The organism is Bartonella sp. bp_1, from assembly GCF_055808085.1.
Map to the genome: position 1 here is coordinate 526716 of NZ_CM147851.1, position 14714 is coordinate 541429.

General features: G+C 45.9%; 16 protein-coding genes. 13 read left to right on the plus strand and 3 right to left on the minus strand.

The window, feature by feature from the left end; translation table 11 throughout:
- Positions 1–21 precede the first annotated feature (21 nt).
- Positions 22–498 carry an SsrA-binding protein SmpB gene (gene smpB, locus ACYZ97_RS02630; protein WP_473299950.1) on the plus strand — a complete coding sequence of 159 codons (477 nt, stop codon included), beginning with the start codon at positions 22–24 and terminating at the stop codon, positions 496–498.
- A 227-nt stretch (positions 499–725) separates the two neighbouring features.
- Here smpB and ACYZ97_RS02635 read toward each other — a convergent pair whose 3' ends face one another.
- A complete protein-coding gene (locus tag ACYZ97_RS02635) occupies positions 726–1376 on the minus strand; it encodes a uracil-DNA glycosylase (RefSeq protein WP_473299951.1) in 651 nt (216 codons plus the stop codon).
- Positions 1377–1391: 15 nt separating this feature from the next.
- Complete coding sequence (locus ACYZ97_RS02640) at positions 1392–1946, minus strand: LabA-like NYN domain-containing protein (protein WP_473299952.1); 555 nt, start codon at positions 1944–1946, stop codon at positions 1392–1394.
- A 193-nt stretch (positions 1947–2139) separates the two neighbouring features.
- On the opposite strand from ACYZ97_RS02640, the gene rpoZ reads away from it, so the two are divergent.
- The 5 genes from rpoZ (at position 2140) to hemN (ending at position 7847) form a co-directional block, all read left to right on the plus strand.
- Positions 2140–2535 (plus strand): DNA-directed RNA polymerase subunit omega, encoded by a 396-nt coding sequence (gene rpoZ, locus ACYZ97_RS02645; protein ID WP_473299953.1) that lies wholly within the window; start codon positions 2140–2142, stop codon positions 2533–2535.
- An 80-nt stretch (positions 2536–2615) separates the two neighbouring features.
- On the plus strand, positions 2616–4850 hold the full coding sequence (locus ACYZ97_RS02650) for a RelA/SpoT family protein (RefSeq protein WP_473299954.1): 2235 nt from the start codon (positions 2616–2618) through the stop codon (positions 4848–4850).
- A 10-nt stretch (positions 4851–4860) separates the two neighbouring features.
- The gene (gene pyrE, locus ACYZ97_RS02655) at positions 4861–5439 is read left to right on the plus strand and encodes an orotate phosphoribosyltransferase (RefSeq protein ID WP_473299955.1); all 579 of its coding nucleotides are present in this window, start codon (positions 4861–4863) and stop codon (positions 5437–5439) included.
- 254 nt (positions 5440–5693) lie between these two features.
- A complete protein-coding gene (locus ACYZ97_RS02660) occupies positions 5694–6452 on the plus strand; it encodes a helix-turn-helix domain-containing protein (RefSeq protein WP_473299956.1) in 759 nt (252 codons plus the stop codon).
- A 60-nt stretch (positions 6453–6512) separates the two neighbouring features.
- Positions 6513–7847 (plus strand): oxygen-independent coproporphyrinogen III oxidase, encoded by a 1335-nt coding sequence (gene hemN / locus ACYZ97_RS02665; RefSeq protein WP_473300612.1) that lies wholly within the window; start codon positions 6513–6515, stop codon positions 7845–7847.
- 18 nt (positions 7848–7865) lie between these two features.
- Here hemN and ACYZ97_RS02670 read toward each other — a convergent pair whose 3' ends face one another.
- Positions 7866–9071, minus strand: coding sequence for an MFS transporter (locus tag ACYZ97_RS02670; protein WP_473299957.1), 1206 nt, complete (start codon positions 9069–9071; stop codon positions 7866–7868).
- 238 nt (positions 9072–9309) lie between these two features.
- Here ACYZ97_RS02670 and ACYZ97_RS02675 point away from each other — a divergent pair, with 238 nt between their 5' ends.
- From ACYZ97_RS02675 to ACYZ97_RS02705, 7 genes are all read left to right on the plus strand, one after another.
- Complete coding sequence (locus ACYZ97_RS02675) at positions 9310–9921, plus strand: DUF2062 domain-containing protein (RefSeq protein WP_473299958.1); 612 nt, start codon at positions 9310–9312, stop codon at positions 9919–9921.
- Positions 9918–10325 (plus strand): holo-ACP synthase, encoded by a 408-nt coding sequence (gene acpS / locus ACYZ97_RS02680; protein ID WP_473299959.1) that lies wholly within the window; start codon positions 9918–9920, stop codon positions 10323–10325. The genes ACYZ97_RS02675 and acpS overlap by 4 nt, the downstream gene beginning before the upstream one ends.
- 83 nt (positions 10326–10408) lie before the next feature.
- Positions 10409–11218 (plus strand): signal peptidase I, encoded by an 810-nt coding sequence (gene lepB / locus ACYZ97_RS02685; RefSeq protein ID WP_473300613.1) that lies wholly within the window; start codon positions 10409–10411, stop codon positions 11216–11218.
- A gap of 9 nt (positions 11219–11227) precedes the next feature.
- A complete protein-coding gene (gene rnc, locus ACYZ97_RS02690) occupies positions 11228–11920 on the plus strand; it encodes a ribonuclease III (RefSeq protein WP_473299960.1) in 693 nt (230 codons plus the stop codon).
- Positions 11917–12822 (plus strand): GTPase Era, encoded by a 906-nt coding sequence (gene era, locus ACYZ97_RS02695; protein ID WP_473299961.1) that lies wholly within the window; start codon positions 11917–11919, stop codon positions 12820–12822. Before rnc ends, era begins: the two co-directional genes overlap by 4 nt.
- 14 nt (positions 12823–12836) lie before the next feature.
- Complete coding sequence (gene recO / locus ACYZ97_RS02700) at positions 12837–13568, plus strand: DNA repair protein RecO (RefSeq protein ID WP_473299962.1); 732 nt, start codon at positions 12837–12839, stop codon at positions 13566–13568.
- A gap of 191 nt (positions 13569–13759) precedes the next feature.
- A complete protein-coding gene (locus tag ACYZ97_RS02705; protein ID WP_473299963.1) occupies positions 13760–14623 on the plus strand; it encodes a DoxX family protein in 864 nt (287 codons plus the stop codon).
- Positions 14624–14714 lie beyond the last annotated feature (91 nt).

Consider the following 14714-nt stretch of genomic DNA (forward strand, 5'->3'; position numbering starts at 1 on the left):
AAAGCTGCCATTTGAACGTTTATGAGTAAGAAAAATGATGCGCCGCAGCGCAAGCTGCTGGCGGATAACCGAAAGGCACGTTTTAATTTCGAAATCCTTGATACGCTCGAGGCAGGCTTGGTGCTGACTGGTACCGAGGTTAAATCTTTGCGTGCCAACCATGCCAATATTGCTGAAAGTTATGCCAGTTTTGAAAATGGTGAATTTTGGTTGATCAATAGTTATATTCCTGAATATACGCAGGGAAATCGCTTTAATCACGAACCGCGCCGGTTGCGTAAGCTGCTTGTTTCCAAACGTGAGATGAGCCGTCTCTTCCAGTCGATTTCACGTGAGGGTATGACGGTTGTGCCGTTGAAGCTTTATTTTAATATGCGCGGACGTGCTAAACTCGAGTTGGCTTTGGCCCGCGGTAAAAAATTGCATGACAAGCGTGAGACCGAGAAAAAGCGTGACTGGAATCGTGAAAAGTCACGTTTGCTGCGCGACCGCGGTTAGATTTATCGGAAAACTCATTGGGTCGTCATGGACAAATTATTTAGTCCTATTTTCATAATCTTGTAGCGCAAAATTTATGGCCGGAAATTCCCTTTTGTGATTCCATTATTTGGCAGAGCTTGGCCGGTGCGGTATTACTCTTACATCTTATAAATTATTTTGCTGGCACTCTTTGTTCCTTCACAATTGTTGATTCTGTTTATCTTGCGTAATCGGTCCAAAATTTTTTATTGATTGAGATAATCGCGTGCCGCTTTAAAGACATCATGAAACATTTTGGTTGTGAGGACGCCGGTATTGGTGTTGTAGCGCGAGCAATGATAGCTGGAAAAAATGTGAAGGCGCCCGATATCGGTTGCACGATTATGGCCGAAAGGATGGGCAGAAACTTTGGCACCCAAGGCCCGTACAGTCGATTGATGGGCAATGGAACCTAATGTGATAACGGCCTTTAATTTCGGCAGTTCGCTCAAGAGCGGTGCAAAGAACTGCCGACAAGTATTGATTTCTTGACCGACAGGTTTGTTTTCTGGTGGCACACAACGTACGGCATTGACAATGGCTGTTTCCAGTAATTCCAGACTGTCATCGGGGCGCGCTTCAAATTGACCGCGAGCAAAACCATATTTTTTCAAGGTCGAGTAGAGTAGATCGCCTGCATAGTCACCGGTAAATGGCCGACCGGTACGATTGGCTCCGCGTAGCCCCGGTGCCAGCCCGACGATAAGCAGCCGGATATTATTTTCTCCGCCAACCGGCAGAAAAGGTTTAACCGGTCCATTATGCCACTCAGGTTCCTTGTCGCGCCACATTGCGATGAAGTCATGCAGTCGCGGACATAAGGCACAATCATGGGGTGGTTCAGGAAAAAGCGACATGGTTTTCAGCCGTGCTTAATTTTCGTTGTGAGGTGTCTTTTCGCCATTAGCGCGGGTAATCTCTGGTTTTAGTGTAACCAGATCAATGAAATGATCGGCTTGACGGCGTAGATCATCGGCAATCATGACGGGCTGTGTTGCTTGGGTTGATACAACGCTGACTTTTTTACCCCGTCGCTGCAGAGCTTCAATGAGAATACGGAAATCGCCATCACCTGAAAATAGGACGAAATGGTCGATGGTATCGGCAAGTTCCATGGCGTTGACGGTCAGCTCGATATCCATATTGCCCTTGATACGCCGCCGACCTTGGCCGTCGGTATATTCTTTTGCTGCTTTGGTGATCACGTGATAGCCGTTATAATCAAGCCAGTCTACTAATGGACGGATGGATGAGTATTCCTGATCTTCAATGAGGGCCGTATAGTAATAGGCGCGAAGAAGGTAGCCACGTTTCTGAAATGCTTTCAGCAGTTTCTGATAATCAATATCAAAATCGAGAGCGCGTGAGGAGCTATAAAGATTGGCACCATCAATAAAGAGGGCGATTTTTTCGCGTGGATCAAACATAACTTGTACCAAATGGATAAAATAATAAATTTATAACGTAATACCTGTTTCTACGGTTATTCTGTGGTCCTGCCAAGGGGGGGTGGGGATATAATTGGTCTTTAGAACGGGTTTTTCTTGTGTTTGAATGAAAAAAAGTTTATGTGCTCAAACCAATCCTTTTGAACCGTTGTTTTTATAGAAAGGGGCGTCCATGGCCCGCGTAACAGTTGAAGATTGTATTGACAAGGTTAATAACCGTTTTGAGCTTGTTCTGCTTGCCGGTCATCGTGCCCGCCAGATTTCGCAAGGGGGGCAGATTACCATTGATCGCGATAATGACAAAAACCCAGTTGTGGCATTGCGTGAAATTGCTGATGAGACCCTGTCGCCTGCCGATTTGAAAGAAGATCTGATCCATTCCTTGCAGAAGCATGTTGAAGTGGATGAACCGGAAGTTTCGCCTGAATTGCTGGCTCAGTCGGATAGTTTTGCTGATGAGGGCGTTGCTGTTGAAGATGAAGCTATTTCCTTTGATCATATGTCGGAAGAAGAGCTGTTGGCCGGTATTGAAGGTTTGGTTGCTCCAGAAAAAAGCGACGATTATTGATTTTTTATAAAAAAACGTAGAATAGTATATGCGCTGTTGTGACAGCGCATATTTTTTTGCTTTTTTGATCGAGGTTTCCCATGATGCGTCAGTATGAGCTTGTTGAGCGCGTGCAGCGTTACAAGCCTGACGTCAATGAAACTTTGCTGAATAAGGCTTATATCTATGCGATGCAGAAACATGGACACCAAAAGCGGGCATCTGGTGATCCGTATTTTTCTCATCCGCTCGAAGTTGCTGCCATTCTTACCGATATGCATCTTGATGAGGCAACAATTGCGGTGGCTTTGTTGCATGACACAATTGAGGATACAAGCGCTACACGTGATGAGATAGACCAGCTTTTTGGGGCGGAAATAGGCAAGCTGGTCGAAGGCTTGACCAAGCTTAAAAAGCTTGATCTTGTTTCAAAAAAAGCCGTGCAGGCTGAAAACTTGCGTAAATTGCTGATTGCGATTTCGGAGGATGTGCGGGTTCTTCTGGTAAAGCTTGCCGATCGGCTGCACAATATGCGTACACTTGGCATTATGCGTGATGATAAGCGTCGGCGTATTGCCGAAGAAACCATGGATATTTATGCACCGCTTGCTGGCCGCATGGGTATGCAGGATATGCGCGAGGAACTGGAAGATCTTTCTTTCCAATATATAAATCCTGAAGCCTATAAAGCCGTGACCGATCGCTTGGCAGGCTTGTTGGAGCGCAACCGTGACCTGCTTTCGACAATTGAAGCTGATTTAGCCAAGCTTTTTGCTGAGCACGGCATAAAGGCCGATGTTAAAAGCCGACAGAAAAAGCCTTATTCTGTCTTTCGAAAGATGGAGACAAAAGCACTTTCTTTTGAACAATTATCCGATATTTTTGGGTTTAGGGTAATTGTCGACAGTCTGACAGATTGTTATCGGGCTTTAGGAGTTATTCATACAACATGGCCGATGGTGCCGGGTCGTTTCAAGGATTATATCTCTATTCCCAAACAGAATGGTTATTGCTCGATCCATACAACCATTGTCGGCCCGTCACGTCAGCGTGTCGAACTCCAGATCAGAACATTGGAAATGGATGAGGTTGCTGAATATGGTGTTGCCGCGCATTCGATCTATAAGGATCGCGGGTCCGATAATGCACAGCACAAACTGAGCGGTGAGACCAGCGCTTATGCATGGTTGCGCCAGACAATCCAAGCCTTGTCGGAAGGCGATAATCCAGAAGAATTTCTTGAACATACAAAGCTTGAGCTTTTTCAGGATCAGGTTTTCTGTTTTACACCCAAGGGACGTTTGATTGCTTTGCCGCGTGGGGCAACGCCGATTGATTTTGCTTATGCCGTGCATACAAATGTCGGTGATTCTTGTGTCGGCGTTAAAATTAATGGTCGCATCATGCCGCTGATGAGCGAGCTTAAAAATGGTGATGAAGTCGATATTATCCGTTCCGATGCGCAGGTGCCACCTGCAGCGTGGGAAGGGCTTGTCCGGACAGGCAAGGCCCGTGCCGCTATTCGTCGTGCAACACGTTCGGCGGTGCGTAAACAGTATTCGGGGTTGGGTATGCGCATTTTGGAGCGTACTTTTGATCGTGCCGGCAAGAAGTTTTCCAAGGATGATCTGAAAATGGTTTTACCGCGGTTGGCGCGTAAAGACATTGATGATGTGCTGGCAGCTGTTGGGCGGGGTGAATTGACATCAAGTGATGTTCTCAAGGCAGTATTTCCCGATTATCAGGATAATCGTGCGACGCAAAAGACTCCGATCAAGTATGGTGAAGAAGGATGGTTTAACATCCAGAATGCTTCCGGCATGATATTCAAGGTGCCGGAAGGCAAACACGATGGCGATGACAAGAAAGCTATTGAGCGGCAAAAGCGTGCTCTGCCAATTCGCGGAACACAGGGGGATGTACCTGTGCGTTTTGCACCTGAAGGGGCCGTGCCCGGTGATCGTATTGTTGGTATTGTTCAACCGGGAGCAGGTATTGTCATTTATCCGATCCAGTCGAGTGCTTTGACAGCCTATGATGATCAACCGGAACGATGGATTGATGTGCGCTGGGATCTGGATGCTGAAATGAATGAGCGTTTTCCAGCCCGTATCAGTGTTCTGGCGATTAATTCTCCGGGATCTTTGGCTGAGGTTGCGCAAGTGATTGCTGCCAATGATACCAATATCCAGAATCTGTCCATGGTGCGTACAGCTCCTGATTTTACAGAAATGATTATTGATGTAGAGGTTTGGGACCTAAAACACTTGAACCGGATTTTGTCTCAGTTAAAAGAGCTTGGCGCAGTAAGTTCTGCGCAACGGATTAATGGATAAGGATAATGTGATGACACGTGATGAAGTTCTCGATATTTTTCGTCAGGCTGGAGCTGTTTTGGAAGGCCATTTTATCCTGACATCGGGGCGGCGCAGCGCTGTCTATATGCAGAAGGCAAAGGTTTTTATGCATGCAGAGCTGACAGAAAAGCTCTGCCGTGCCTTGGCTCTAAAAATCAAGGAAAAAGTTGATGGCTCGATTGATTATGTCGTCGGCCCTGCCATTGGTGGCCTTATTCCATCTTATGAAACTTCGCGCCATTTGAATTTGCCGTCAATCTGGGTTGAACGTGAAAATGGTCAATTCAAGTTGCGGCGCTTTGATATTGAAAAAGGTGCACGTGTTGTGATCGTCGAGGATATTGTGACGACAGGTCTTTCAATCCGTGAAACTGTTACAGCAATGCGTGAAGCGGGCGCTGATGTTGTTGCTGCCAGTTGTATTCTGGATCGTTCGGCAGGCAAGGTCGATGTCGGCGTACCGTTAATAGCGTTATGTGAATATGAAGTGCCATCTTATGAGGCTGATAATTTGCCACCTGAACTGGCGGCTATTCCACCGATCAAGCCCGGAAGCAGGAATGTTTGATAAGCATCACCGTAGATGGTGTATATAAGCGATTGTGCTTTTAAAATAGGTTTCCCTACGACATAAGCCATACGGAATGGACGCGCTTGCCAAAACCGCTCCAGATATATGGTTATCAAAAAGTTGCACGATAAAAAGTGCAGCTTTTTGCGTATGATCAACGACTGCGACAATATGGAGAATTAAACCAGAGTTCATTCCATAAGATAATGCAATTGTTCATATTGCTTTGGTCGGTTGCGAGGATCGCCATCTTGAAAGGAAACACTTTGGCATGTCAGGACAATAAGAAAAATACTGCGCAGTTATTGCATGGGCAGTCTGGTTGTCTCAAATGTCTCGTGCATGATTATGCTGTATGTGGTGATCTGAGTAATACAGTGCTTGGTGATCTCGAAAAGTTTGTTTTGCATAAAAATGTTAAGGCTGGTGATGTTATTTTCAATGAAGGTGACCAGCGGCAATTTGTATTTACGCTCATTGAGGGAGCCGTCAGGCTTTTCAAAGCATTACCGGATGGGCGGCGGTTTATTACCGGTTTTATCCTGCCAGGTGATTTCATTGGTCTGATTGATGATGATGTCCATATTTTATCAGCGGAAGCGATTATAGATACACGCTTGTGCATATTACATAAGCAGGAGTTGGATGCGTTCATGGAGCATAACATGGCCATGCGTCAACGCATCGATAAGTTGAGACGGCTTGTTTTGAAGCGCTCATTTGAGAACCAGTTGCTCTTGGGGCGTCTTACACCGATTGAAAAGATTGCACGGTTTATTCTTGATTTGGAAGAAAGAGCAGTTCAGCGTGATATGTCGGTCAAAATAATCTGTTTGGTGATGAATCGTACAGATATTGCCGATCATCTGGGGTTGACAATTGAAACAGTTAGCCGGAGCTTTTCCAAGTTGAAAACTGCCGGAATTATATGTTTACCAAGCCCTAATATGGTTGAAATTCTTGATCATAGAAGATTGCGTAAAATTGCAGCTCTTGAAAATAATAATTGAAAGCTTGGCGAATATACGACATGTGATTATAAGGGGGGCATTGAAAGAAGGTGACCTGTGATCGAAAAGTCGACACTGCTGCATTATGCAACACTTGCCGTGCCTCGTTATACATCTTATCCGACAGCGGCTGATTTTGTTGCTGTTAGTGATGATTCGCGTGCTTTATGGTTATCGGGAATAAAAGATAAAGAAGCGGTTTCGCTTTATCTTCATGTCCCTTATTGCCGGGATATTTGTTATTATTGCGGTTGTCATACCAAGGCGGCCCGACGCGATGATGTTATCGATTCTTATGGAGAAACGCTGGTTCAGGATATCAAGCTGCAGGCTGCCCATTTAAAAGGGCGCCCACGCGTTGTCCATTTACATTGGGGTGGGGGTACACCTTCTATTTTGCCGCGTCAGAGTTTTGAAGCAATCATGGAAGCGCTTCATACCTATTTTGATTTTGATGAAAATGGCGAACATGCGATAGAGCTTGATCCGCGTACGGTGACGCCACAATTGGTCGAAACTTTAAAAAATATGGGCGTCAATCGTGCAAGTCTTGGGGTGCAGGATGTCAATGCTCAGGTACAGGAAGCGATTGGCCGTGTTCAACCGACGGCTACTGTTGAGCGTGCAACTCGTCTACTGCGCGAAGCGGGTATTACCCGTATCAACTTTGATCTGATTTATGGTTTACCGCTACAGACAAGTGAAACATTGCACGAAACCTGCCGCGTTGTCGGTGCTATGCAGCCGGATCGTGTGGCTTGTTATGGTTATGCACATCTGCCCAAACGTAAGGCCAATCAGAAGCTGATTGATGAGAAGTTATTACCGGATGCGCAGGCCCGTTTTGATCAGGCGGAAATTGTCCGGCAGAGTTTCGAGGATATGGGCTATGAGAGTGTCGGTATAGACCATTATGCCAAGCCAGATGATCCGCTTGCTCTTGCCGCACGAAATGGTGTTTTGAAACGTAATTTCCAAGGATATACCGATGATGATTGTCCAATCCTGATTGGATTTGGGTGTTCGTCAATTTCACAATATCATCAAGGCTTTGCTCAAACAATTGCCGATATAGGCCAATATAGACGTATGATTGGTGATGGTAAAATGGCAACTGTGCGTGGCATTGCAACCAATGATGATGATCGTATGCGGTCAGATCTGATTGCGCAGCTCATGTGTAATTTTGAAGTAGATCTAGCTGATTTTGGCGGGCGTGATCGTTTTGCACGCGAAATTAGCGCTTTAGCTCCGATTATTGCCGATGGCCTAGTTGATGAGAAGGCGGGTATTATTAGGATGCGTGAAGAAGGGCGTCCTTTTGTGCGTGCCGTTGCCGCATTGTTTGATACTTATCGTGCAGCCAATAGAGCACAATTTAGTGCTGCCGTTTAGACAGCACTTTTTATTTGTTTATTTGGCTCTACCGGTTTGAAGCTTGGGTAAAAAGACGGCAACCAAACCTAAAAGCGGCATGAAAGAGACATAATGGAATACAGTTTGCCATGAGTGGAGAACATCGTTGATGCCTCCCAGCGCTGCGGCAGAAATAGCACCAATGCCAAATGAAAGACCATAGAAAAGGCCGGCGACGGTACCAATTTTTCCCGGCATTAGCTGTTGGGCAAAGACAATGATGGCCGGAAAAGCCGAGGCCAGAATCATTCCGATAACAACGCTTAAAACACCGGTTATTGGCAAATTTGCATAGGGTAGGGCCACGGTGAATGGAAAGACGCCGAGGATTGATACCCAGATTACTGAACGTGCGCCGATACGGTCGCCAATGGGGCCGCCGATAACGGTTCCTAATGCAATGCCGCCAAGAAAAAGAAATAGGAATATCTGTCTTGTATGTAAGGCAAGACCAAATTTTTCTTCCAGATAGAACATATAATAGTTTTGCATGCTGGCCATATAGATATATTTGGCGAGCATTAGAAGAACGAGCACGGCAATGGCTTTGGTGACTTGTGAAGAGGTCAGATGGTTGGTGATGAGCGAGGCTTTCTTGGCAACGCGGGCTTTAAGATTATTTGCATACCAGCGACTGACAATGCTCAGGACAATAATGCCTAGAAAGGCAAGGCCAGCAAGCCAGCTGATGCGGGCTTGTGTTGAGATAAAAATTGCGGCAATCAATGGGCCGATAGCAGAACCTGTATTGCCGCCAACTTGAAAGATTGACTGTGCAAAGCCGTGACGTCCGCCCGATGCCAGACGCGCTACGCGTGAGGCTTCAGGATGGAAAATCGACGAGCCGAAACCGACAAAGGCTGCGCCAATTAGCAAGACAAAATAATGGTGGGCATGGGCCAGCATGAGCAGCCCGATCATGGTTGATGCCGATGCAAAGGGTAATGAATAAGGCATCGGATTTTTATCGGTATACATACCAACCAATGGTTGCATGATGGAGCCCGTCATTTGGTAAACGGCGGTAATAATACCAATCTGCAAGAAGGTCAGGCCATAATTGTCACGCAAGATAGGGTAGATGGCCGGCAGCATGGATTGCATTACATCATTCATGAAATGGCCAAAGCTGACAGCAATAATTATTGAGATAAATGTCATCTCGGTGCGGGGCATAGACTGTGAGCTTGCTTCGTTGCTCATGGTCATGTGTCCTTTTATCTGGTGTTTAAAGGCCTGAGATAATTCCAGTCTTAGGCAAAAATGTAAAATCACACAAGTCTAATTGGACCAGTAACACAATTGTGCGTAGGGGATGAAAGATTGACCGGAAAGCTGGAAAGGAAGCGAATATGCAACAGTAAAGTTGTGTTTTTATCGATAAAAGGCCATTTAGGACAATTATCATTGTATCGCCCTTATTTGATGGTTAAGAGAGACCATGCTTTTTCGACGTCGAGAACCTGTTACTTTTTGGGAGCGCTTTCGGTTGTGGCTATGGCCGCGCCGTTCCTTTTCGCGTTCCTTACGGTATATGGGTAAAAGACTGTTGCGTATTTCGGCAACACCGCATGCTGTGGCCTTCGGTCTTGCTATTGGTGTTTTTATGGCCGCAACGCCTCTTTTGGGGCTTCATTTTATCCTTGCGCTTATCATTGCGTGGTTTGCCCGTGCCAATCTGGCCGCAGCCGCTATCGGTACGGCTTTTGCAAATCCTTTGACTATACCGCTGTTTTTTGGGGCTGATTTTGTCATTGGTACATTTTTACTTTCATTATTTGGTATTTCTGGTGAGGGGCCGGAAGGAATCGATATTCATTTTAGCAATCTTCTGGATGTCTGGAATCAATTGAGTTTTGAAGATGCATGGGTGCCGCTTATCCGTCCGCTTTTAAGTGGTGCACCGGTTACCGGTTTTGTTATAGGTTCGCTTGCCTATATGGGAGCATATTGGGCGACAGCGCGTTTTCAGCGTAGCCGTAAGGAAAAGTTGGCCGCCAAGGTGCGCGAACGGCTTTTACATGACACAAGCGTAGATGGAGCTCTTTCATGATTATCGGTATGGGTAATGATATGATTGATATACGCCGTGTCGAAAAAGTATTGGAACGTCATGGTGAACGATTTACCAATCGTGTTTTTACCGATGTTGAGCAGGCAAAATCAGAAGGACGTAAACAGCGCATTGCTTCTTATGCCAAGCGTTTTTCTGCCAAGGAAGCTTGTGCAAAGGCTTTGGGTACAGGAATTTCACAAGGGGTGTGGTGGCGTGATATGGGGGTGGTTAATGCACCATCCGGCAAGCCGACAATGCTGTTGACCAATGGTGCAAAAAGGCGTCTTGATCAAATTGTACCACAAGGTTACGAGGCGGTCATCCATTTGACCATTACGGATGATCATCCATGGGCGCAGGCCTTTGTTATTATTGAAGCGCTTAAACATGGTGGTGAATGAAGCATTGTTTTAACAGTTAATCCTGTTATTTAAGGCGCGAGTCATAGCGAGATAGTGAAGAACGGTAAATTGGAATGAGTGAACTGACAGAAAATGCAAAGCCTGAAAAGAAAAAAGACGGCATAGGAGAGTCTCTTATCGTTGTGATCGAGGCCATCTTGATCGCTATGTTTATCCGTACTTTTTTATTCCAGCCTTTTGTGATTCCATCCGGTTCTATGCGTCCGACACTTCTGGTTGGTGATTATCTGATTGTTTCCAAATTTTCTTATGGATATTCGCGTTATTCGCTTCCCTTTGCGCCGGATCTGTTTTCAGGACGTATTTGGGGGAGCGAGCCTAAGCGCGGTGATGTATTGGTCTTTCGCCATCGCGATGTCTATGATGGCAAGGAGAAAGATTATATCAAGCGCCTAATCGGGTTGCCCGGTGATCGGGTGCAGATGCGTGATGGGCTTCTCTATATCAATGATGTGGCCGTTCCCCGTGTCAAAGCAGGTGTCTTGACCGATTATGATATTACCGAAGAAACCAGACCGGTTGATGTCTATCGTGAAACTTTGCCTAATGGTGTTACTTATAATACGTTAGATGTCATTCCTTATGCCGTTGATTCCATTGAACGTTCACCAGGGGATAATACACGTGAGTTTACTGTGCCTGCAGGGCATTATTTTATGATGGGGGACAATCGGGATCGTTCGGAGGATAGCCGTTTTTCGGTGAAATATGTGCCTTATGAAAATCTGATCGGACGTGCCAATCTGATTTTCTTTTCTATTGGTAATGGTGCAAGTGCATGGCAGTTGTGGCGCTGGCCGACTAGCACTCGTTGGGAACGCCTGTTATCGTGGGTGTCGACAATCCAGTATTTCCCGCCAGAGGATAAATGATATCAGCTCATGGCTTTTAATCTTGTAAAACTGGAACGTATAACCGGTCATCGGTTTAAAGATGAAAAACGTCTTGCCCGCGCATTGACTCACTCCAGTGTGCAAAGTGCTGAGAAGGGTAATTATGAGCGGCTGGAGTTTTTAGGCGATCGTGTTTTGGGATTGCTGATCTGTGAAATGCTTTTCCGCTTTTTTCCCAATGCCAGTGAAGGTGAATTATCGGTGCGTTTGAATGCGCTTGTCAATGCCGAGACGTGTGCCGAAATTGCGCAAGAAGCCGGATTACCAGCGATGATTGAAGTTGGCGCTGATGTTAAAAATATAAGCAAAGAGCGCCGCGGTAATATTGATGCGGATGTTGTGGAAGCTCTGATTGCAACCATCTATCTGGATGGAGGATTGGAGGCCGCACGGCCTTTTATTGAAAAATTCTGGGAAAAGCGTGCTCGTCTTTCTGATGCTGCCCGTCGTGATGCTAAAACAGAATTGCAGGAATGGGCACATCAGCAAAATGGCGCGCAACCGGTTTATCGTGTTGTCAAGCGTAAAGGGCCTGATCATGACCCGTTATTTATTGTCGAAGTGCGGGTGTCAGGGTTTGCCCCCGCAACAGGTGAAGGGCGTTCCAAACGCAATGGTGAACGTGCGGCAGCTGAAATTTTATTGGTTCGTGAAGGTGTATGGGAAGAAGGTGAAGCATGACAATTGAAACTGAAACCCGTTCCGGATTTGTTGCTTTGATCGGTGCGCCTAATGCGGGTAAATCGACATTGCTTAACCAGTTTGTCGGTACCAAGGTTTCGATTGTTACCCATAAGGTACAGACAACACGCGCTTTGGTACGTGGCATTGCCATTCATGGACCGGCACAGATTGTCTTTATTGATACGCCGGGTATCTTCAGTCCCAAACGACGTCTTGATCGGGCCATGGTGTCTAGTGCTTGGGGCGGTGTCAAGGATGCTGATATTGTTATGGTGCTTGTGGATGCACAAATGGGCATTAATGAAGAGGTTGATGCTCTTATCACCCATCTGGAAACGATTAAGCGGCCTAAAATACTTATTCTTAATAAGATTGATTGTGTCGAGCGTTCGACGCTTTTAGGGCTTACGCAGGCTCTCAATGACCGTATCAGTTTTGAGCGGACCTTTATGGTGTCGGCGCTGAAAGGTTCAGGTTGTAGCGATATTATGGATTATTTGGCGGCCGCGCTACCGCAGGGGCCATGGTATTATCCGGAAGACCAGATATCCGATATGCCGATGCGTCAATTGGCGGCGGAGATTACACGTGAAAAGCTTTATCTGCGTTTGCATGAGGAGCTACCTTATGCTTCGACTGTTGAGACCGAAACATGGGAAGAGCGCAAGGATGGGTCGGTCAAGATTGATCAGGTGATCTATGTCGAGCGGGACAGCCAGAAAAAAATTGTGCTGGGCAAGGGTGGTGAAACCATCAAGGCGATCGGACAGGCCGCGCGTAAAGAACTGATGGAAATTATGGAACAGAAGGTTCATCTTTTTCTTTTCGTCAAGGTGCGTGATAATTGGGGTAATGATCCGGAACGTTATCGTGAAATGGGGCTTGATTTCTCAGATTAGACAGTGTGGTCAAGATGCAATGGGATGATGAAGGCATCATTTTAGGGTCACGCCCGCATGGGGAAACCAGCTTGATCGTCGAGTTGATGACACGGGAGCATGGTCGCCATATGGGAATTGTCAAAGGTGGGCGTTCGCGTCGTTTGGCAGCTGTTATGCAGCCGGGGAACAAGGTGGCGGCCCATTGGTGGGCGCGTCTTGACGAACATCTTGGCAGTTTTTCGATTGAACCATTGGTGTTGAATGCGGCCCAGTTAATGCGTGATGTGGCTGCCCTTTATGGTTTGCAATTGGCGGCATCCCATTTGCGATTATTGGCTGAGCGTGATCCTCATCCTGCCCTTTATCATATTCTTTGTTTATTGATTGAACATCTTGATACCCCACTTTTGACCGGCGAATTATTGGTACGGCTTGAATTGCGCTTGCTGGAAGATTTGGGTTTCGGACTTGATCTCTCGCAATGTGCGGCATCAGGTGTTGAAGAAGATTTGATCTATGTTTCGCCTAAAAGCGGACGTGCTGTTTCACGCCATGCAGGGGAGCCATGGAAGGACAAGCTTTTGGCCTTTCCTGATTTTTTACATAGGGCACAGCAAAGGGCATATCATGAACAGGATGTGGTGGATGGTTTTGCTCTGACCGGTTTTTTTCTTACCCGCCATGTATGGGAGCCGCGTGGTCTTGATATTCCACCCCAGCGTGCCGCTTTTATCCGTCATATCCATCGCATGAAGGATGCTTAATCCAAGTCGCGTCAATATGTGTGATATCGCGGTAAAGTGGCGTCTTTTTAATATGTTTCCACACTATGGAAAACTGGATTTTTGTATTTTATTCTGTCGGAATATTAAATAAAGAATAATGGACAGGACAGATTGCAGGTATATTATTTCCCGATGTATCTATAAACTCTCAAAGAGATAACGAGGCTAAAATGACGCCATCAACCAGCCCGAAAATATATAGTGAAATTCGTCCACATCGCGTGCCTGTTTTGCTTTCGACGTTCATGTGTCTTCTTACTCTTTGTGCTACGCTTTATGTCGGGTTTTTTGCCGGTCAGTTGCCAAGCTGGAGTATTTGGACAACTCCGCTTTTGATGGTTATCGCACTGGTGGCCAATATTTTAATTGCACCACGCAATTTTACACTTGGCTTTCTGTTTTCAACTCTGCCTTTCATGATTGCATGGCGTGTGGGCGCTGCAGCAGATTCATGGCTTATCATGGGGGTGGCGTCGGTTACATGCCTTGTTTTTCTGCTTCAGTTTCTTGATTGCGCTTGTAGCTATATGCAACGCAGTGATTCAAAATGGTCCGATCTTGCCGAATGGCAATATACCTTTCTACGGCTTTATTTCGGTTATGACATGGTCGGCCATTTTAGCGAAAAACTGTTTGCCGGTTATGATTCATATCTTCATATGACGACTGTTTTTGCGACAAAATATTTTATTTCTTTACCGCCAATCTTTGTCATTATGGGCGGCTTTGCCGAGCTGGCTATAGCTATTGGTATTGGTATGGGCTTTTTAACACGACTGACAGCCGTTTTCGGTACGTTCTATTATTTTGTTGCGACAATTATTGGTTCCCATTTTCTTATTGGTTATACATGGAATGCTGGCACCGGTGGCTGGGAATATTGTATGTTGATGATGGTCTTCTTTATCAGTTTTGCATTTACCGGTAGCGGAAAGTTTTCCATTGATGGCTGGTTGTTACGCAAAAACCTTATTCCGCAAGCTATCCGTTTTCTTTTTGTACCTAAAGTGGCTGTCCGTGACATGAAAGAATAAGGCCAAGCATGTGTTTTTGCCTTTTATGCTGTGGCAGGGCTTAACATTTTGCCCGCCAACGCTTAAAAGGTGGCTTTATTTATTTCAGGAA